General features: G+C 72.5%; 14 protein-coding genes and 1 pseudogene. 6 read left to right on the forward strand and 9 right to left on the reverse strand.

From position 1 onward, the window contains the following. Nucleotides 1-30: 30 nt before the first annotated feature. Entirely contained in the window at nucleotides 31-6,465 is a 6,435-nt protein-coding gene (locus ACFZB9_RS16365) for an SDR family NAD(P)-dependent oxidoreductase (RefSeq protein WP_391448064.1), read from the reverse strand. Between the two features lie 155 nt (nucleotides 6,466-6,620). Here ACFZB9_RS16365 and ACFZB9_RS16370 point away from each other — a divergent pair, with 155 nt between their 5' ends. Next, nucleotides 6,621-6,866: a DUF6059 family protein gene (locus ACFZB9_RS16370; protein ID WP_391447615.1), complete on the forward strand. Its 246-nt coding sequence runs from the start codon at nucleotides 6,621-6,623 to the stop codon at nucleotides 6,864-6,866. 4 nt (nucleotides 6,867-6,870) lie between these two features. Here the strand turns inward: ACFZB9_RS16370 and cutA are convergent, their stop codons facing one another. Both cutA and ACFZB9_RS16380 read right to left on the reverse strand, forming a co-directional pair. Further along, nucleotides 6,871-7,191: a divalent-cation tolerance protein CutA gene (gene cutA / locus ACFZB9_RS16375; RefSeq protein ID WP_391447616.1), complete on the reverse strand. Its 321-nt coding sequence runs from the start codon at nucleotides 7,189-7,191 to the stop codon at nucleotides 6,871-6,873. Continuing rightward, nucleotides 7,167-8,228, reverse strand: a complete 1,062-nt coding sequence (locus ACFZB9_RS16380; protein WP_391447618.1) for a terpene synthase family protein — start codon at nucleotides 8,226-8,228, stop codon at nucleotides 7,167-7,169. Before ACFZB9_RS16380 ends, cutA begins: the two co-directional genes overlap by 25 nt. 105 nt (nucleotides 8,229-8,333) lie before the next feature. On the opposite strand from ACFZB9_RS16380, the gene ACFZB9_RS16385 reads away from it, so the two are divergent. Both ACFZB9_RS16385 and ACFZB9_RS16390 read left to right on the forward strand, forming a co-directional pair. Then, nucleotides 8,334-9,167, forward strand: coding sequence for a helix-turn-helix domain-containing protein (locus ACFZB9_RS16385; protein ID WP_391447619.1), 834 nt, complete (start codon nucleotides 8,334-8,336; stop codon nucleotides 9,165-9,167). Nucleotides 9,168-9,176: 9 nt separating this feature from the next. Then, the gene (locus ACFZB9_RS16390) at nucleotides 9,177-9,740 is read left to right on the forward strand and encodes a class IV adenylate cyclase (RefSeq protein ID WP_391447621.1); all 564 of its coding nucleotides are present in this window, start codon (nucleotides 9,177-9,179) and stop codon (nucleotides 9,738-9,740) included. Between the two features lie 39 nt (nucleotides 9,741-9,779). Here ACFZB9_RS16390 and ACFZB9_RS16395 read toward each other — a convergent pair whose 3' ends face one another. Both ACFZB9_RS16395 and ACFZB9_RS16400 read right to left on the reverse strand, forming a co-directional pair. Beyond that, the gene (locus ACFZB9_RS16395; RefSeq protein WP_391447623.1) at nucleotides 9,780-10,040 is read right to left on the reverse strand and encodes a hypothetical protein; all 261 of its coding nucleotides are present in this window, start codon (nucleotides 10,038-10,040) and stop codon (nucleotides 9,780-9,782) included. Between the two features lie 95 nt (nucleotides 10,041-10,135). After that, a pseudogene (locus ACFZB9_RS16400) lies at nucleotides 10,136-10,243 on the reverse strand (GntR family transcriptional regulator); the annotation flags it as partial. Nucleotides 10,244-10,282: 39 nt separating this feature from the next. Between ACFZB9_RS16400 and ACFZB9_RS16405 the strand changes: the two are divergent. Continuing rightward, the gene (locus ACFZB9_RS16405; protein WP_391448066.1) at nucleotides 10,283-10,762 is read left to right on the forward strand and encodes an NUDIX hydrolase; all 480 of its coding nucleotides are present in this window, start codon (nucleotides 10,283-10,285) and stop codon (nucleotides 10,760-10,762) included. A 75-nt stretch (nucleotides 10,763-10,837) separates the two neighbouring features. Here ACFZB9_RS16405 and kdpB read toward each other — a convergent pair whose 3' ends face one another. After that, nucleotides 10,838-13,087 (reverse strand): potassium-transporting ATPase subunit KdpB, encoded by a 2,250-nt coding sequence (kdpB, locus tag ACFZB9_RS16410; RefSeq protein ID WP_391447625.1) that lies wholly within the window; start codon nucleotides 13,085-13,087, stop codon nucleotides 10,838-10,840. Between the two features lie 315 nt (nucleotides 13,088-13,402). Between kdpB and ACFZB9_RS16415 the strand changes: the two genes are divergently transcribed. Beyond that, nucleotides 13,403-14,743: a DUF2254 domain-containing protein gene (locus tag ACFZB9_RS16415; RefSeq protein WP_391447626.1), complete on the forward strand. Its 1,341-nt coding sequence runs from the start codon at nucleotides 13,403-13,405 to the stop codon at nucleotides 14,741-14,743. Between the two features lie 109 nt (nucleotides 14,744-14,852). Here ACFZB9_RS16415 and ACFZB9_RS16420 read toward each other — a convergent pair whose 3' ends face one another. The 3 genes from ACFZB9_RS16420 to ACFZB9_RS16430 all read right to left on the reverse strand — a co-directional run bounded on the left by ACFZB9_RS16420 (nucleotide 14,853) and on the right by ACFZB9_RS16430 (nucleotide 16,542). Then, nucleotides 14,853-15,848 (reverse strand): phosphotriesterase, encoded by a 996-nt coding sequence (locus ACFZB9_RS16420; RefSeq protein ID WP_391447628.1) that lies wholly within the window; start codon nucleotides 15,846-15,848, stop codon nucleotides 14,853-14,855. Between the two features lie 99 nt (nucleotides 15,849-15,947). After that, entirely contained in the window at nucleotides 15,948-16,037 is a 90-nt protein-coding gene (kdpF, locus tag ACFZB9_RS16425) for a K(+)-transporting ATPase subunit F (RefSeq protein WP_391447630.1), read from the reverse strand. A gap of 118 nt (nucleotides 16,038-16,155) precedes the next feature. After that, complete coding sequence (locus ACFZB9_RS16430) at nucleotides 16,156-16,542, reverse strand: SAV_915 family protein (RefSeq protein WP_391447632.1); 387 nt, start codon at nucleotides 16,540-16,542, stop codon at nucleotides 16,156-16,158. Between the two features lie 238 nt (nucleotides 16,543-16,780). Here ACFZB9_RS16430 and ACFZB9_RS16435 point away from each other — a divergent pair, with 238 nt between their 5' ends. Further along, a complete protein-coding gene (locus tag ACFZB9_RS16435) occupies nucleotides 16,781-19,096 on the forward strand; it encodes an FUSC family protein (protein ID WP_391447634.1) in 2,316 nt (771 codons plus the stop codon). The last annotated feature ends 103 nt before the right edge of the window (nucleotides 19,097-19,199 follow it).

Raw genomic sequence — 19,199 nt, forward strand, 5'->3', positions numbered from 1 at the left:
CGCTCGTCCCGGTCGTCGCGCTCGTCTCGGTCATGCCTCAGGGATCCCGAACTCGCTGTCGAGCGCCCGGAAGAGCTCTTCGTCCGTGGCGGCCTCGATCTCGCCGACCTCGGCCTCGGTCAGCGGGTCGCCGCCGAGGCGGCGGGAGAGCGCCTGCAGCCGGGCCGCGACCAGGGCGAGGTCCCCGTCGGCCGGGTCGATCGCCAGCGCGGCGCTCTCCAGCCGGTCCAGCTCCGCGAGCAGCGCCTGGGCGCCGCCGGGTGCCTGAGCGGGGGCGAGCAGCACCCGCAGCTCGGTGGCCAGGGCCGCGGGCGTGGGGTGGTCGAAGATCACGGTTGCGGGCAGCCGCAGGCCGGTGCCGCTGTTCAGGCGGTTGCGCAGCTCCACCGCGGTGAGTGAGTCGAACCCGATCGCCTGGAACGCCCGGCTCGGGTCGATCTCCTGGGCCGAACCGTGGCCCAGCACGGCGGCGATGTGGCCGCGGACCAGGGTCAGCAGCTGCTCGGTCTGCTCCGCCTCGGTGAGCCCGTCCAGCTTGCCGCGCAGCCCCTCGGCGCTGACCGGGGCGGCCTGCTGCGCACTGCGCCGGGTGCGTCGGGTGCCGAGCCCGGTCAGCAGGCGCGGCAGTTCGGTGGCGCCGGCCAGTGCGGCGCGGTCCAGCAGGATCGGCAGCTGCACCGCGTCGGCGGCGCCGTCGAGCGCGGCGTCCAGCAGGTCGAGCCCCTGCCGGTTGGTCAGCGCGAGGACGCCGTTCCTGGCCAGCCGGCGCTGCGAGGCGCGGTCGACCGACTCGGTCAGCTCGCTGGTCTCCTCCCACAGGCCCCAGGCGAGCGAGAGCGCGGGCAGCCCGCGCACCCTGCGGTGCTGGGCCAGCGCGTCCAGATACTGGTTGGCGGCGGCGTAGTTGGCCTGCCCGGGGCTGCCCAGGGTGCCGCTCGCGGAGGAGTACAGCACGAAGGCCGTCAGGTCGAGGTGCTCGGTGAGCCGGTGCAGGTTCCAGGCGGCGTCGACCTTGGGACGGAACACGGTGTCGAGCTGCTCGGGGGTGAGCGCCGCGACGGTGGCGTCGCTGAGCGCGCCCGCGCTGTGCAGCACGGCGGTGAGCGGGTGGGCGGCGGGGATCGAGTCGAGCAGTGCGGCGAGCGCCGCGGGGTCCGTGGTGTCACAGGCGGCGATCCGCACCTCGGCGCCCGACTCGGCCAGTTCGGCCGCGAGTTCGGCGGCCCCGGGGGCGTCGGGCCCGCGTCGGCTGACCAGCAGCAGATGCCGCACGCCGCGCTCGGTGACCAGGTGCCGGGCGGTGTGCCGGCCCAGCGTGCCGGTGCCGCCGGTGATCAGCACCGTCCCCTCCGGGTCCAGCGTGCGCGGCAGGGTGATCACCAACTTGCCGGTGTGGCGGGCCTGCTGGAGGAACCGGAAGGCGTGCGGTGCGTGCCGGACGTCCACCGCGTGGACGGGCAGCGGGTGCAGCGCGCCGCGCTCGAAGAGGTCGAGCAGGTCGACCAGCATCTCCTGGATCCGGTCCGGACCGGCCTGGATCATGTCGTAGGCGCGGTAGTCGACGCCCTGGTGCGCCGCCGCGACCTCGGCCGCGTCACGGATGTCGGTCTTTCCCATCTCCAGGAACCGTCCGCCGCGCGGCAGTAGCCGCAGCGAGGCGTCCACGTACTCGCGGGCCAGCGAGTTGAGCACGATGTCGACGCCTTCTCCGCCGGTGGCGGCGAGGAACGCCTGCTCGAAGTCCAGGGTCCGTGAGGAGGCCAAGTGGTCGTCGTCGATGCCGAGTTCGCGCAGCACCCGCCACTTGCTCGGACTGGCGGTGGCGTAGATCTCGGCGCCCCAGTGCCGGACCAGCTGGATCGCCGCCATGCCGACACCGCCGGTGCCCGCGTGGATCAGGATCCGCTCGCCGGGCCGCACCGTGGTGAGGTCCACCAGCCCGTAGTACGCGGTCAGGAAGGTGACCGGTACGGCTGCTGCCTGCGGAAAGCTCCAGCCGCTCGGCATCCGCACCACCCACCGGTGGTCGGTCACCGCCACCGGCCCCGCGGCGCCGCCGATCAGCCCCATCACCCGGTCGCCGGGCGCCACATGGGTGACCTCGGCACCGACCTCGGTGACGATCCCGGCACCCTCGCTGACGATCGGCGCATAGCCCGGGTACATGCCGAGCGAGATGAGCACATCGCGGAAGTTCAGCCCGGCGGCGCGCACCGCGATCCGCACCTCGCCCGGGGCCAGCTCCCTGGTGGGCTCGGCGGTGGCGCACAGCGCCAGGTTCGCGAGGGTGCCCTTGCCGGTGCTGTCCAGCCGCCAGGCGCTCTCACCGGCCGGTGGGCGCAGGATGTCGGCGCTGTCCGCCGGGGCTAGCCTGGGTACCAGGACCTGGCCGACCCGGACGGCGAGTTGCGGCTCCCCGGTGGCGAGCGCGGCGGCGAGGGCCTGCTGCGAGACGTCGAGCCCGTCGATGTCGAGCAGCACGAACTGGTCGGGGTTCTCGGTCTGGGCGCTGCGCACCAGGCCCCAGGCGGTGGCCGCGGCCAGGTCGCCGATCTGCTCCGCCGGATGGGTGGCGACCGCACCCCGGGTGAGGACGACCAGGCGGGAGCCGGCCTCGGGCGCGGCGGCGAGCCAGGACTGCACCAGGGCGAGCGTGCGGCGGGCGGCTTCGTGGGCTGCGGCGGCGTCCTCGTACGGCGTGTCGGTCGGGGTGGCGAGGACGTAGGCGGGCGCCGGGCCCGCCGCGAGCAGGGCGGCGAGGTCCTGCGACACGTCGAGAGTAGTCAAGTCGCCGACGGGCGACGGAAGTTCCTGCAGAGGAGTCCAGTCGAGCCGGAAGAGCGCGTCGTTGGCGGACTGCGTCGACGTGGCGAGCTGGGCCGGATCGATCTGACGGAGCGTCAGTGCCTCGATCGTTGCCACCGGTTCACCCGCCTCGTCGCTGATCGCCAGCGCGATCTCGTCCGCCCCGGCGGCCGTGACGCGCACCCGGACGGCCCGCGCGTCGACCGCGTGCAGCGTGATGCCGGACCAGTTGAACGGCAGCCGGATCCCCTCGCTCTCCTCGGCGTTCAGCGCCAGGGTGTGCAGGGCGGCGTCGAGCAGGGCGGGGTGGATGCCGTAGCCGTCGGTGCTCGTCGCCTCGGGGAGCTTGATCTCGGCGTGCACGGTGCCCTCGGAGTCGCGCCAGGCGGCGCGCAGGCCCTGGAAGGCCGGGCCGTAGGCGTAGCCGTGGGCGGCGAGCCGGGGGTAGAGGTCCTCGACGGCGAGCGGGGTGGCGCCGGTCGGCGGCCAGGTGCCGCTGACGGGGGCGGGCTGCCGATCGGCGCCGGTGAGGGCGCCGGTGGCGTGCAGGGTCCAGGGCTGCTCGTGGGTGCGGGAGTGGATGGTGAGCGGCGCGGCGCCGCCTTCCTCCTGCGGGCCGACCGCGAGTTGGAGCTCGATCGCCGCGCCCTCGGACACCACCAGGGGCTGGTGGAGGGTGAGTTCGGCGAGCTGCGGGTGGCCGGTGTGGTGCGCGGCGTGCAGGGCGAGTTCGACGAACGCGGTGCCGGGGAGCAGGACGGTGTCCAGGACGGCGTGGTCGGCGAGCCAGGGGTGGCGGGCGTGGGCGAGCGTGCCGGTGAGGAGGTGGGTGCCGTCGGGCAGCGTGGTGGTGGCGGTGAGGACGGGGTGGTCCAGGGGGTGCAGGCCGGTGCTGGTGAGGTCGGTGGCGGCGGTGGGCTCCAGCCAGTACGGCTGGTGCTGGAAGGCGTAGGTGGGGAGTTCGACGGGGTTGGCGGTACGGGGGAGGACGCTGCTCCAGTCGATGGGGGTGCCGGTGGTGTGCGCCTGGGCGGCGGAGGTGAGCAGGCGGGTGAGGTTGCCGTGGTCACGGCGCAGGGTGCCGAAGGCGTGGCCGGTGCCGTCCAGGGTCTCCTCGACCGGCGTGGTCAGCACGGGGTGCGGGCTGACCTCGATGAAGGTGGTGTGATCCGACTCGGCCAGCACCCGGACCGCCTGCTCGAAGCGGACGGTGGTGCGCAGGTTGGTGTACCAGTACTCGGGGGTGAGGGTGGTGGTGTCGATGACCTCGGCGGTGACCGTCGAGCAGAACGGGATCACCGACGGCTGCGGCTGGATGTCGGCGAGGTCGGCCAGCAGCTGTGCGCGGATGGGTTCGACCTGGGCGGAGTGGGAGGCGTAGTCGACGGGGATGGTGCGGGCGCGGATGCCCTGCCCGGTGCAGTGGTCGACCACGGCGTGCACGGCGTCGACGGTGCCGGCGATGACGGTGCTGGTGGGGCCATTGATGGCGGCGATGCTGACGTTGCCGTCGTGGGGCGTGAGCAGGGGTTCGACCTGGGTGGCGGGGAGCGGGATGCTGGCCATGGTGCCGGTGCCGGCCAGCTCGGTGGCGATGGCCTTGCTGCGTAGGGCGACGATGCGGGCGGCGTCGTCCAGGCTGAGCGCGCCGGCGATGTGGGCGGCGGCGATCTCGCCCTGGGAGTGGCCGATCACGGCATCCGGCCGCACGCCCAGGGACTCCCAGGTGCGGGCCAGCGAGACCATGACCGCGAAGAGGGCGGGTTGCACGACGTCGACGCGTTCCAGCGAGGGCGCGTCCGGCTTCTGGTGCAGCAGGTCGAGCAGTGACCAGTCGGTGTGGTGGGCCAGGGCCTCGGCGCAGGCTTCGATGTGCTGGTGGAAGACCGGGGAATCGTCCAGGAGTTGGCGGGCCATGCCGTCCCACTGTGACCCCTGGCCGGGGAAGACGAAGACCGTGCGTCCGTCCTGCTCGGCGCTGCCGGTGACGACGTTGGCCGCCGCCTCGTCCTGGGCCAGCGCGGTCAGTCCGGCGAGCAGCTCCTCGCGGTCCTGCCCGATCACCACCGCGCGCCGCTCGTGCTGCGCCCGGGTCGCCAACACGGCTGCGGCGCCCGCTGGTTGCAGCCCGGGGCGCTCGGTCAGGTGGGCGGCCAGCTGGCGGGCCTGGTCGCGCAGCGCGGGCTCGGTCCGGGCCGAGAGCAGCAGCGGCACGACGGCCGGGGCCGGCTCCTCCACCGTGGCCTCGGTTTCGGGCGCCGCCTCCAGGATGATGTGCGCGTTGGTCCCGCTGATCCCGAACGACGAGACGGCGGCCCGGCGCGGGTGGTCGGTCTCCGGCCATTCCCGTGCCTCGGTGAGCAGTTCCACCGCGCCCGCCGTCCAGTCGACGTGCGGGGTGGGCGCGTCCACGTGCAGCGTCTTCGGCAGCACGCCGTGCCGCATCGCCTGCACCATCTTGATCACGCCGCCCACCCCGGCGGCGGCCTGGGAGTGCCCGATGTTGGACTTCAACGAGCCCAGCAGCAACGGCGGTTGGGCAATGCTCCGCTGCCCGTAGGTGGCGAGCAGCGCCTGTGCCTCGATCGGGTCGCCGAGCGTGGTGCCGGTGCCGTGCGCCTCCACCGCGTCCACGTCGTCGGCGGTCAGGCGGGCGTCGGCGAGCGCGGCGCGGATCACCCGCTGCTGCGCGGGGCCGTTGGGCGCCGTCAACTGGCTGCTCCGGCCGTCCTGGTTGACCGCCGAGCCGCGCACCACCGCGAGCACCGGGTGCCCGTTGGCCCGCGCGTCGGAGAGCCGCTCCAGCAGCAGCATGCCCGCACCCTCGGCCCAGGCCACCCCGTCGGCGGCGCCGGCGAAGGACTTGCACCGCCCGTCCGGCGCCAGGCCGCGCTGGCGGCTGAATTCCACGAAGGTGGTCGGGGTCGCCATCACCGTGACGCCGCCGGCCAGCGCCATCGTGCACTCGCCGTTGCGCAGCGCCTGCACGGCCAGGTGCAGGGTGACCAGCGAGGAGGAGCAGGCGGTGTCGACGGTGATCGCCGGGCCCTCGAAGCCGAAGGTGTAGGACACCCGGCCCGAGGCCACGCTGCCCGCGCTCCCGGTGCCGAGGTAGCCCTCGAAGCCGTCCGGCGTGTGTTCGAAGAGGCGGGAGCCGTAGTCGCCGTACATCAGCCCGGTGAAGACGCCGGTCCTGCTGCCGTGCAGCGTCCCGGGATCGATGCCGGCCCGCTCGATCGCCTCCCAGCCGGTCTCCAGCAGCAACCGCTGCTGCGGGTCCAGCGCGAGCGCCTCACGCGGGCTGATCCCGAAGAACTCGGCGTCGAACTGCTCGGCCTCGTACAGGAATCCGCCCTCGCGGGCATAGGTCTTGCCGACCGCCTCCGGATCCGGGTCGTACAGCTCCTCGGTGTTCCAGCCGCGACTCGCGGGAAACCCGCCGATCGCGTCGAGTCCGTCGACGACCAGCCGCCAGAGCCCGTCCGGGCTGGTCACCCCACCGGGGAACCGGCAGCCCATGCCGACGATGGCGATCGGATCCGTTGCGGCCCCGGTGAGCTTCTCGTTCTGCTGCCGCAACCGTTCGTTCTCAAGGAGCGATGCCCGCAGGGCAGTGACGATCTTCTCTTCGGAAGGCGTGGCCATTGGCAGTCCCATGATCGAGTGCGGTCACAGAGAGCGGAATCTCGATGGTTGGCACCGGGCCTAAGCAGCACCTAGGCGCGCCCTAAAGCCCCGACGGCTTAGCGCGGGTTAAGCGGGCCCGCGCATGCTGGCGACGTCCGACCGGCCACCGAGGTGAAAGGAGCGCGCCGATGCGGCCCACCGCCAGGGCACTGCCCGCCCGGCTGACCGCCGCCCTCTGGCGCGCTCTGGTCGGCTTTGGCGCCCTCTGGATCCAGCCGCCCGAGCCGGCCCCCGAGCCCGCCTTCGACGTTGCCGCTCCCCGGGGCGTACCCCCGCAGCACCCCGAGCGCCTCTGCCCGGAAGAGCCCGCGAGCCCGGCCGAGCGCGCCCTGTGGGCCCAACTCGCCGAGCTCGACAACTGGTTGGATCAGTAGGCCGTCAGTCCGTGATCTCCGCAGTGATCCACCGCAGGTACTCCGCGCTGCCGTGGGTGATCTCGGTGGCGATGATCTCCGGCGTCTCGTAGGTGTGCACGGACGAGATGATCCGCTCCAACTCGCCGAACCGGTCGGCAGGCAACTTGTAGACCACCCGCCACTCCTGCTCCGCCTGGAGCGCCCCCTCCCACCAGTACACCGACGTGATCGGCCCGTCGATCTGCGCACACGCCGCCACCCGCGCCCCCACCCCGGCCCGGGCCAGCTCCCCGGCACGCTCGGCACTGTCGGTGGTGGTCAGGACGGTGAGGTAGCCGGACATCGCTCTCCTTGGGTCACAGCGGACTCCGAGCCTACCGAGCCGGGGACGTAGCGGGAGCTGGTCCGCGTCCAGTCGGCCAGGGCATGGCGGAAGTCGTCGAGCACGTGAGCGAAGCGGCGAGTGGCGGTGTCGAGCTCTGCATCGTCGCGGACAGCGGTGCACAGCCACCAGAAGCGGCGCTCCTCGGCTTCCAGCAGCCCCCGCGCCTTCCCTCTCGCCTCGGCGTCGGGCATCCCCTGGCCGACCCGCAACGCCCGGGATGCGGTGAAGGTGTCGGAGTCGGCGGCGGCCAGGTCGTTGGTCAGGCACCCGACCGTGGAGAAGCTGCGCAGCAGGGACTGCACCAGCGCGTCATGCCAGTCGGGCGTGACGCACCGCCCGGCCAGTTCGCACCACATCGCAGCGAGCACCATGCCGCCGTCGGCCGGCCGGAGCAGCAGGTACTCACGCAGGGTGGGCGTGCGCTGCGGCTGTACGAAGTCGACCAGCTTGGCGGAAGCCGCGTGCACCCACTCCTCCAGGTGCGTCAGATACCGCTGCCACCAGAACTCCGGCACCATCGCCCGCGTATCCGCCACGAGAGCGGCGAGCGCGTGCAGGGTGGGGTGGTCGCCGGGTCCGGGCCTCGCAGTACCGCCCGCGACGAGCAGCAGCGAGAGCGCGAACTCGCCTACCAACTGGCGCGATGCACCCAGCATCTCCGTATCGAAGACGTCGTCCACGATCCACGTCCACACCGCCCAACGGGTAGCGAGGTCCAACTCGGCGCCGCATGCGGAGGGCCATGCGGCCAGGCACAGGTCCACATACCCGTGGGCGAGGTAGGCGGCGGGATCGGGGCGGAGCCCGTACTGGGTGAGGAAGGTGGCCACGCCGACGTAGAGATCGGTGTGCCGGTGGTCGGTTACGGCCCGCAGCAGCGGCAAGGAGGACCCGCAGGTGATGCACGCGCGCTCGTGCAGTTGGTCGTGAGTGTGGGGTCGGTCCGTAGGCGGCAGCCCAGTAGTGGGCTGCGGCGGAACCGTGAGATCTGCCATGGTCATCAGAATCGGACGACTGACAGTCACTCTCGATACCCATCCGGTAATCTCACGGTGAGATAGTCCATTCCGACCGGATGGATCACTGTGGCAACTTCCCTCATGCCGCTCGTTCTGTCAGAACGCACCTGGCAGCACGCTGATGTGCGCAACGCGCTGCGTGAGCGCAACATCGCGGGGCTCTTTCGCTTGGTCCAGCATCACAGCGGCGCCAGCCAGGCACGTATCGGAGTCGCCGTCGGCATGAACCAGGGACGTGTCAACGAGATCATGCGTGGGCGGCGGGAGGTGTCGCGCCTGGATGTGTTCGAGCGAATCGCGGAGGGGCTTGCGATGCCTGATAACGCGCGCCGTCAACTTGGGCTCGCGCCCCAGCGTGAGCGGCACGCTGGGGGCGCGGCCTTCGATCTGGCAGCCTTCCCTGAGGCCGTCCGCGTCTACAGTGACCAGGCTGCTGCGGCAACCGAGATCCAGCACCTCGCTCGGACGGCACGTGAGGTCGACGTGCTCGCGGTGCGCGGGCTTGGCCTGCTGGGGCTGCGTGACTCCCTCCTCCGGCCGCATCTCGACCGCGAAGATGGCCTTCCGGCGACGGTGCGCGTTCTCCTCCTCTCTCCCGACAGCCCCGCCATGGCCCGGCGGGCCGCGGAGATCGGCGAGTCGGTCGAGTCGTTGGCGAGCGGCGTGCTCCTGGCGGAGGCGCGGCTGCGTGAACTGGCAGAAGCCGGTACCCTCGCCGTCTACCGATACGACTCGCTCCCTGTTTGGCGCATCATCAGGCTCGACAGCACCCTCTACGTCGGAGCGTTCACCGGCACATGGGAGGGGCATGAGTCCGCCACCTACAAGTTGGTACGCACCCCGCACGGACCCTTGTACCACGGGTTCCTGAGGCTGTTTGATTCCATGATTGATCACGCTCAACGCATCATCTGAGGAGGACCGATGGCGATCGAGGCTGAGTTGAAGGCGGTCGTTCGGGACCCGGAGGCGGTGATGCACCTCCTGGAGAAGTCCCACGGCCCCGGCCGTCCCGAGGTGTATCAAGACACCTACTACGACACGTCAGTTGGCACGCTCGGAGCGGGCGACCGTGAGCTGCGAATCCGTACGGTGCACAGCGACACCGACACCCGCACGGTGCTGACGTACAAGGGCGCGCGGGTGGACGAGGCCTCGGGCTCGAAGCCGGAGCACGAGACCCGTGTCGGCGACGCGGTGGCTGCCCACGCGATCGTGCGCGGGCTCGGCTACACCCCGACGATCGCTTTCGAGAAGCAGTGCCGCAACTACGGATTCGAGGCCGGGGGCTATCAGATGCTTGCCACGCTCGTCCGGGTGCCCGAGCTGGGTGGCACCACCTTCATCGAGGTCGAGACAGCCGCTGCATCCGAGGCAGAGCTGGCTGACGCACTGGCGGCGATCCGTGCGGTCCTCACGACTCTGGGGATCGACGAGGCGGATCACACCACCGAGCTCTACACCGATGCCGTAGCAGCGGCACGGTGAGGGAAAGTCAGTCGGGCCAGGTGTCGTTCCGGCAGTCTGCTACGTGGGCTGTCCTTCGTCACTCTCGACGGTGAGCCAGAGGGTGAAGAGTTGGCCGCCCTCACTCTCGACCTTCAGGATCCGCCAGCCAGGCTTATCAGCAAATCTTGCTGCCACCAAAAGTGCCGGCTCCGCGCCGCCGTCAGATCTCAACCTCAGGCGCAGATCGTCGTGCTCAGGCACGTCGACGTCGACGTGAGCGTGCGCGATGGTCGCGACCGTCTTCAGTAGCTCCGCGGCGAGCTCTCGGCGCGTCAGCATCGGGGTCCTCCTGACGGATGTCGGCTTCCCTGCAGACTGCCGTTCGGCGCCCCCTTGTGGAGCCCGTTTGCGAAAACACCGGCTGCTGGCGCCCGCTCGGCGAGGACGTAACCGTGATCCTCCAGCCGGGCGTAGATCCCGCCGCCGCCCGGGTTCTCGGCGAACATCGCGGGGATGTCCTTGACGACATCCCACGGCAGGTAGGCCGGCTCATCGCTCGCCGTAGTCCTGCAGGGTCTCCTATTCTCCTGTACATGAGTAACAGTGCCCCGGAGAGGGCGTCAATGCCTCTCCACTCCGTATCCGTGGCCGGTGCCGTCGTCAGGGAGGACGGTCGGGTGCTGGCGATCAGGCGCGCGGACAACGGCACCTGGGAGCCGCCGGGCGGGGTGCTGGAGCTGTCGGAGACGGTCGAGGACGGCGTGCGGCGCGAGGTGTACGAGGAGACCGGCATCAAGGTCTCGGTGGAACGGCTCACCGGCGTGTACAAGAACGTGAGTCGGGGCGTGGTCGCCCTTGTGTTTCGCTGCCGGCCCGAGAGTGGGCTCGAACAGCCGTCGGACGAGTCGACTGCCGTCGCGTGGCTGACCCGCGACGAGGTGGCCGACCGCATGAACGCGGTCTACGCCGTGCGGCTGCTCGATGCCCTCCAGGGTGAGACGGCACCGCGCATTCGGACGCACGACGGTCGGACGCTCATCGATGTGCCGCAAGCCGGTTGACCCAACGGAGCTTCGCCGTCGTGCGCCTCTGTTCCCGGGCGGGTGCCGTCGCGCACGGCTCCGCGCCGTCGGATGTCACCGCAGCCCCGGCACGAACTCGATCAGCAGGTCGATCGCCTTGATCCCCAGGAACGGCACCACCAGTCCGCCCAGCCCGTAGACCCGCAGGTTCCGGCGCAGCAAGTCGGTGGCGCTGGCGGGTTGGTAGCGGACGCCGCGCAGGGCCAGGGGGATCAGGGCGACGATGATCAGGGCGTTGAAGATGATGGCCGAGGCGATGGCGGAGGTCGGGCTGTGCAGGCCCATGATGTTGAGGTGGTCCAGGCCGGGGTAGGAGTGGCCGAACATGGCGGGGATGATCGCGAAGAACTTCGCCACGTCGTTGGTGATCGAGAAGGTGGTCAACGCGCCTCGGGTGATGAGGAGTTGTTTGCCGACGCGGATGATCTCGATCAGTTTGGTGGGGTTGGAGTCGAGGTCGACCATGTTGCCGGCCTCCTTGGCGGCCGCGGTGCCGGTGTTCATCGCGACGCCGACGTCGGCCTGGGCGAGGGCGGGGGCGTCGTTGGTGCCGTCTCCGGTCATCGCGACCAGGTTGCCGTTGGCCTGTTCGTGCTTGAGGTAGGCGAGCTTGTCCTCGGGGGTGGCCTCGGCGAGGTAGTCGTCGACGCCGGCCTCTTCGGCGATGGCCTTGGCGGTGAGCGGGTTGTCGCCGGTCACCATCACGGTGCGGATGCCCATCCTGCGCAGCTCGGCGAAGCGTTCGGCGATGCCCTCCTTGACCACGTCCTTGAGGTGGACGACGCCCAGCGCCCGGGCGCCGTGCCAGTCGTGCACGGCGACCAGCAGGGGGGTGCCGCCCTCGGCGGCGATCCGGTCGACCAGCGCCTTGGCCTCGATCGGCAGTCGCCCGCCGCAGGAGGTCACCCAGCGGGCGACCGAGGCCGCGGCGCCCTTGCGGACCTGGCAGAGCGAGCCGTCCGGCCAGTGCAGGTCGACCCCGCTCATCCGGCTGTGTGCGCTGAACGGCACGAACTCCTGCTCGCCGAGTTCGTTCTCCTCCCTTGGCGGGACAAAGAACTGACGCTCGGTCAGTGAGATGATCGAGCGGCCCTCGGGGGTCTCGTCGGCGGCTGAGGAGAGTTGCGCGGCTTCGGCCAGCTGGTCGATCGGCACGCCGGGGAAGGCGTGCAGGTCCACGGCCTGCCGGTTGCCGTAGGTGATCGTCCCGGTCTTGTCGAGCAGCAGGACGTCCACGTCGCCGGCCGCTTCCACGGCGCGGCCGGAGACGGCGACCACGTTGCGGCGCACCAGCCGGTCCATGCCCGCGATGCCGATCGCGGAGAGCAGGGCGCCGATCGTGGTGGGGATGAGCGCGACCATCAGGGCGACGAGCACGACGGTGGTCTGCGGGGCGTGCGCGTAGATCGCCATCGGCTGCAGGGAGACGACGGCGAGTATGAAGATGATGGTCAGCGAGGCGAGCAGGATGTTGAGGGCGATCTCGTTCGGCGTCTTCTGCCGGTTCGCGCCCTCCACCAGGCGGATCATGCGGTCGATGAAGCTCTGCCCGGGGCGGGCGGTGATCCGCACCACCAGCCAGTCGGACAGCAGCCGGGTGCCGCCGGTCACCGAGGTCCGGTCGCCGCCCGCCTCGCGGATCACCGGCGCCGACTCGCCGGTGATCGCCGACTCGTCCACCGAGGCGACGCCCTCGATCGCCTCGCCGTCGCTGGGGATCACCTCCCCGGCGTGCACGAGCACGATGTCGTGCAGCAGCAACTCCTCGGCGGGGACGACCTCCTGGGGGCTGTCGGCGATGCCCAGCCGCCAGTGCAGCAGTCGCCGCGCGGTGGTGCCGGTCTGGGCCTGGCGCAGCGAGTCGGCCTGCGCCCTGCCCCGGCTCTCGGCCACCGCCTCCGCGAGGCTGGCGAAGAGCACGGTGAGCCAGAGCCAGACGCTGATGGTCCAGGCGAAGACACTGGGGTGCAGCACGGCGGTGAGCGAGGTGAGGCTGGCGCCGACCTCGACCACGAGCATGACCGGGTTCCTGGCCATGGTGCGCGGATGCAGCTTGCGCAGGGCGACGGGGAGCGCGGCCCGGAGCTGCTCGCGGTCGATCAGCTTGCCGGTGACGGCGGGGACGGCGGGGACGGCAGGGGCGGCTGGGGTGGTGGGGTCGGCGGGGCTGGCAGGGCCGGCTGGGGCGGCGGGCCCCGGGGCCGACCGGTGGAACCAGTCCTCGGCCGGCTGATCCGAGGCCGGCTGCTCCGACCAGGAGGGACGCGTCGGCGGCTTGCCGGGGGTGCGGACCGAACGGCGCATCAGGCGCGGACCTCCAGGAGCGGTGGACGTGAGCCGTCCTCGCGGACAGCGGTCAGCCAATCACTCGCAGGTGCGGCCCCGGCGCGCCCTTGACGTGACCTTTGCACTTGCCCGCCCGTCCTTGATGCGCCCCTGACGCGCCCCAGCTCCGTTGTCGCAGCGTCGCAGCGTCGCGGCGTGGCAGCGTCACGGCGTCACGGAGTCACGGCGTCACAACGTCGCGCCGTCACCGCGGCCCAGCCCGGGCGCGGCCCGCCACCTGCGGTTACCGTGGATATGGTCAACCGGCCTGGTCAGGGACGGGTGGTGGGCGAGGTGATCCGTAGGGTTCACCTGGAGTCGCAGTGGCGCAGCGAGGCGCTGCGCACGAACCTGTGGCTGGTCCCCACGCTGGAGGTGTTCCTCGCCGTCGGCCTCTTCCTGGCGACCTGGAGCCTGGACCGGGCCGCCTACCGCGGGTCGATCACCCTGCCGTCCTGGGTGATCAGCGGCACCGCCGACGCGGCCCGCCAGATCCTCGCCGCCATCGCGGCGGCGCTGATCACCGTGGTCGGCGTGGTCTTCTCGATCATGATCGTGACCCTGACGCTGGCCTCCACCCAGTTCGGGCCCCGGATGCTGCGCAACTTCATCCGCGACCGCACCACCCAGCTGACCCTGGGCACCTTCGTCGGGACCTTCGTCTTCGCGATGCTCGCGCTGATCTCCATCGGCCCCGCCTCGCACGGCGACTTCGTGCCGCACCTGTCGATCACCGTGTGCATGGTGCTGGTCCTGGTCGACCTCGCGGTGCTGATCCACTTCATCCACCACATCGCCACCTCGATCCAGCTGCCGCATGTCATCGCCTCCATCGCGGCCGACCTGTCGACGGCGATCGAGGCGGGCGCGGGGGAGCCGGAGTGGGCCGGCGGCGTCGAGCACGGCCCCTCGGCCGCCGAGCTGGAGGCCCGGCTGGACGCCGAGGGCGCCACCGTGCCGTCCCCCGCCAGCGGCTACCTCCAGTTCGTCCGGCACCGCACGCTGGTGGCCATCGCCACCGAACTCGGCGCGGTGATCCGGCTCGACCACCGTCCCGGGCACTTCCTGGTGGAGGGGCACCAGCTGGCCACGGTCTGGCCGCCCGAGGCGGCGCCCGGGGTGGCCCACAGCTTCGCCCGGGCGCACATCGTCGGCTCGTCCCGGACCCTGGCCCAGGACATCTCGTTCGCCGTCGACCAGTTGGTGGAGATCGCGATCCGCGCGCTGTCCACCGCCGTGAACGACACCTTCACCGCCCTGACCTGCATCGACTGGCTCGGCGAGGGGCTGTGCCGGATCGCCGCGGGGTGGCGGCCCAACCCGGTCCACCGGGACGAGGGCGGTTACATCCGGGTACTGGCCGTGCCGGTGGGTTACGAGCGGCTGGTCCAGCGGGCCTTCGAGAAGATCCGCCAGGCGGCACACGGTATGCCGGCCGTGCTGATCCGCCTGCTGGACGCGCTCGCCGAGATCATGGCCGAGACCCGCACCGAGGAGCAGCGGCAGGTGCTGCTCACCCAGGCGGAGATGATCGACCGGCTGAGCAGGGAGTCGGTCGCCGAGCCGGCCGACCGGGCGGACGTGCACCGCCGCTACCTGACCGTGCTGGCCGTGCACGCGAGCCGCCAGGGCTGAGGCCACCGCGCCTGAAGGCGCCAGGGCTGACCGCCCCAGGGCTGACCGCCCCAGGGCTTGTCGGACAAGACCGAGCCGCTGCGGCTGAGCCGATGGTGACCGCTGCGGCTCAGCCGACGGTGAGCAGGCGGACCGGGTTGGTGCGCATCATGGTCTCGATCTGCCGCTCGCCGACCCCGAGTTCGCCGAGCAGCGGGAGGAAGACGGCCGGCAGGTAGCGGTATCCCCACTGGCCGTGGGTGGTCGGGTTCAGATACATCTGACCTCCCGTCAGATCCTGGGACAGGAGGAGCTGTTCGGCATAGCCCTCGGCGACCAGCCGGGCCAGCCGCCGGGCCCGGGTGAGGTCACTCTGGCGCAGCGAGCGCTTGGTGTACTCGCCGTCCGGGCGCGGGGCGGCCGGCGGCGGGGTCCGCAGGTCCCAGTCCTGCTTGCCGACCGAGTCGAAGGCGACGGTCACTCCGGTGTCCAGGACCCTTCGCACGTAGTCGAGTTCGGGATGGTTGTCCAGGTGTCCGAGGATCACCCGGTCACGTGGCACCTGCTCCTGGTCGAGGATCGCGAGCTGCTCCAGGGCCATCGTCCCGTGCGTGGTGTGGGTGTTGAGCGCGAGCCCGGTGGCGTGGTGCGCGCGGGCGGCGGCGCGCAGGCCGGTCTCCTCGTGCGCGGTCACCTCGCCCAGCCCGGTCGGCTGCTCGCCGAGGATGCCCGCCCGGACGTCCGTCGGGCCGATCCCGGTCCGCGCGTCGGCGACGAAACGGCCGGTCAGCTCCTCGCCACCGGCCGCCCGCACCCACGGCGGGCTGAACTCGGCCCGGTAGGTGGCGGTCCCGGCGACGATGTGCACCCCGCTGCGCCGCGAGATCTCCCGCAGCAGCGCGACGTCCGCCCCGTGCGGGTCCCGCCCGGCGTCGCCGTACGGGCTCAGGTCGACCACCGTGTCGACCCCGTACGCGGCCAGGCCGCCGAGCGCCGCCACCGCCACCGCCACCCGATCCTGCCCCGAACCGGGGCCCGGGGTCAGCGCCAGCAGGTGCTCGTGGCTGAGCACCCGGCCCAGCCGGTCGGGCGTCACCGGGCCGAGAACGGTCTGGACATGCGGCACGGCTGGCTCCTCGGGTGGGGTCGGGCGGGCCACGATCCTCGCCCGCCGACACTTCGCCCGCGCCCGAACGGTGCCCGAAGGGCGCCGGCGCCAGGGCCCCTAGAACTTCTCCGGGTGGAGCAGGGCCACGATCAGGTAGCCCACCAGGGCCACGGCGACCAGCAGGCCGACGATGTTCTCGACACTCATGGGGACCTCACTCAGGACTCGGGCAGGGGACGGCAGGGGTGCGAGTGGTGCCTCCGGGCGGCCGTCAGGGGAAGGTGCTTACGACCACCCGGAGGAGTTCAGGGGATTGCCCCGGGGCTCAGGCGGCGCTGGTCGTGCGGACCATGCGCCGGTCGAACGGCGCGGCGGAGCGGGCGGGCACCGCGGCGGCCGCAGTGGCCCGGGCCGGCAGCGGCTTCGGCGCGGGGGCGGCCAGCTGCGGGTCCATGGTGAGCGTGGTGACGCCGAGCGGCTCGGTGAGCGCGCGCAGGGCGGGCTCGGCCAGCGCGATCCAGGGCTGGGCGTCGCCGAGGACGGCGGTGAGCCGCTCCAGGCTGCTGAACGCGACCGCCGTGCGGTCGCCGAGCGGAGTACGGAAGAGCCGGGCCGTGTGGCCCAGCGGACCCGACCGGACGGGAACGAGGAACTGTCCGGCCGGGACGGGTTCCGAAGGCTCCGGGTCCTCGGTGTTCTGACGCTGGTTCATTGCGGTCCTCCAGCAGCTGGTGGAGCGGAAAGTGCGTGCAGGATCGACGCTAAGCCCGCCCACCGGCGCACCGCCCGTGTCCCTGACGCCTCCTTGATCCCGATCCGCGATCTCCTGACACCGTGTTGACACCACGTCGGCGGATACCTCCCGGTGCCTTCCGGTGCCTCCCAGTGCCTTCCGGCAGCGGCTGATCGGCCCCCGTGCGGATGATCATCGTCCGCATACACTGCTCGCCATGCCCTGGATCGACGCCCTCCGAGACACCGCGCGCACCGGCCTGCGCGTGGACCGCACCCTCACCAATCCCAAGCGCGCCCTGCGCGGCGCGCTCGGAGTGGGCCTGGTCCTGTTCCCGGTCCTGGCGCTCAGCGGACCGGGGGCGGCCACCTCGGCGGCGACGGGCGCCCTGATCGCCGGTGCGGCCACCTTCCAGCGCAGCTTCCGGCCGCGTCCCTCGCTCGCCGTGGCGGCGGGCATCGGGCTGGGCGTCAGCACCTTCACCGGCTACCTGGCGGTCTCGGTGCCCGGGCTGTTCCCGGTGGTGCTGGCGCTGTGGGCGCTGCTGGCTGGGCTGGCCTGGGCGGTCGGGCCGACCGGCGGGGTGGTCGCGGCCACCACCGTCTCGGTGATGCTGGTGATCGTCCAACTGCCCGTCAGCGTGGGGGCCGCGCTCGGCCACGCGCTGCTCTGCGCGCTCGGCGGCGTGGTCCAGGCGGCGCTGATCGCGCTCTGGCCGATCGACAGCTGGCGGGCCCAGCGCGACGCGCTCGCCGACGCCTACGCCGCGCTGGCCGAGCACGCGCGCGGGCTGCGCGAGGACCCGACCACGCCGGTCGACCCGGAGTCGCTGATCGTGGCCCGCCAGGCCGCCGCGCTCACCCCGTGGCAGGACCGCCACCGGCCGCCCGAGCTGCGCGGACTGCGCGGCCTGGCCGAGGCCATGTGGCCCGCGCTGACGGCGCTCGCCGACCCCAGGGCTCGGGGCGGGGCGCCCGACCAGGGCCACGAGCGGGACTGGATCCGCGAGTTGCTGGCCGCCGCGGCCGAGACGCTGGACGCGGTGGCGGACGCGATCCGCGGCGGTGAGGCGCTGCACCTGCCGCGCTCCGCGTCCGCCCTCGCCCTCGGCGGACAGTCGGCGCAGCAGGCACCCGCCGAACCCTCGTCGGCCGAGCCTCCCGCCACCGGCGCCCCCGCCCCGGAGCCCCCCGCCCCCGCGACCGAGCTCCCCGCCACCCACACCCCACCGGCCCCGGTGTCCGAGCAGCTCCACGGCCCGGCCCGGGTGGCCGCCCGCCGGCTGACCGCGCTGCTCGGCCGGGCCGTCGACACCCTGGACCGCACCGCCCGGCACACCGTCAGCCCGATCGCCGAGCCGCCCCGTCGCCACCCCGCCGCCGCGCTGCTGCGGCCCCCGCTGTTCGGCATGGTGCCGCTGGTGCTGCGCGCGGTCCGGCGCGCGATCCGCCCCGGCTCGCCGGTGCTGCGGCACGCGGTGCGGCTGGCCACCGTCGTCACGGTCGCGCAGCTGGTCGCCGACCTGGCCGGCCTGCACCACGGCTACTGGGCTCCGCTGACGGCCGTGATGGTGATCCGGCCCGACTTCGGCCAGACCTTCAGCCGCGGGGTGGCCCGGCTGGCGGGCACCATCCTCGGGGTCGCGGTCACCACCGTGGTGATCGAGCTGCTGCACCCGGGCCCCTGGTGGTCGGCCGGTCTCGCGGTGCTCTGCGCCGCCGGCGCGTACCTGACCAACGCGAGCGGGTACGCGGTGATGACGGCGTGCGTGTCCAGCTACGTGGTGGCGCTGCTCGGGCTGCAAGGGGGTCACCTGCTGACCACCGCCGTCGACCGGGTCGGTCTGACGCTGCTCGGCGGTGCCGTCGCGCTGCTCACCTTCGCGCTCTTCCCCAGCTGGGACTCCGCCCGGCTGGGAGACCGGCTGGCCGACTGGATCGCCGCCAGCGGGGTGTACTGCGCGGCGGTGCTGACGGTCTTCGGGGAACCGGCCGCGCACGGCGCCGAGCATGTGCGCGGCGCGCTGCTGGACGCCCGGGAGGCCCGCGCCGAGCTGCGGCTGGCGGTCGAGCGGGCCGAGGTCGAACCGGTCCGGCACGCGCTGCCCGTGCCGGCGGCCAAGCAACTGGAGAAGGCCAGGGCGGCGGTCGGGCTGCTCGGCCGGTCCGGTGTGCTGCTGGAGGCCCACCTGCCGGGGCGGGAGGCCGAGCCGGTGCCGGGGGCGGCGCCGTTCGCGGCCGCGCTGGTGGACGCCACGGCGGTCGCGGCGCACGCGGTCCGGGACGGGCAGCCGGTCGACTTCAGCCGCCTGCGGGCCACTCAGCAGGCCTGGGAGCTCCAGCTGCGGCAGGCGGCGGCCGAGGCACCGGCCGGGAGCGCTCTCGCGGACCGGATCGACCTGGTCCGCGCCGCCTCCCGGCTGCTGCTCCAGGCCGTGGCCGACCTGGAGAGCGCGCTGCACCGGGGCAAGGTGGTGCCGGGTGTCGGCGGCCCGCGCCCGTCCCCGGACCCGGGGTCCGTCAAGGTGTCGTGAAGGAAGGCGTGTTCCGCGTAGTCCGCGCGTCAAGACCGGGTGCGAACGGCCGGCGCGGGGGCTCCACTGGAGACGGGCCGAGATCCCTTGTGTGCCTGTGCCG

Source organism: Kitasatospora sp. NPDC008050 (genome assembly GCF_042957465.1).
GTDB lineage: Bacteria > Actinomycetota > Actinomycetes > Streptomycetales > Streptomycetaceae > Kitasatospora.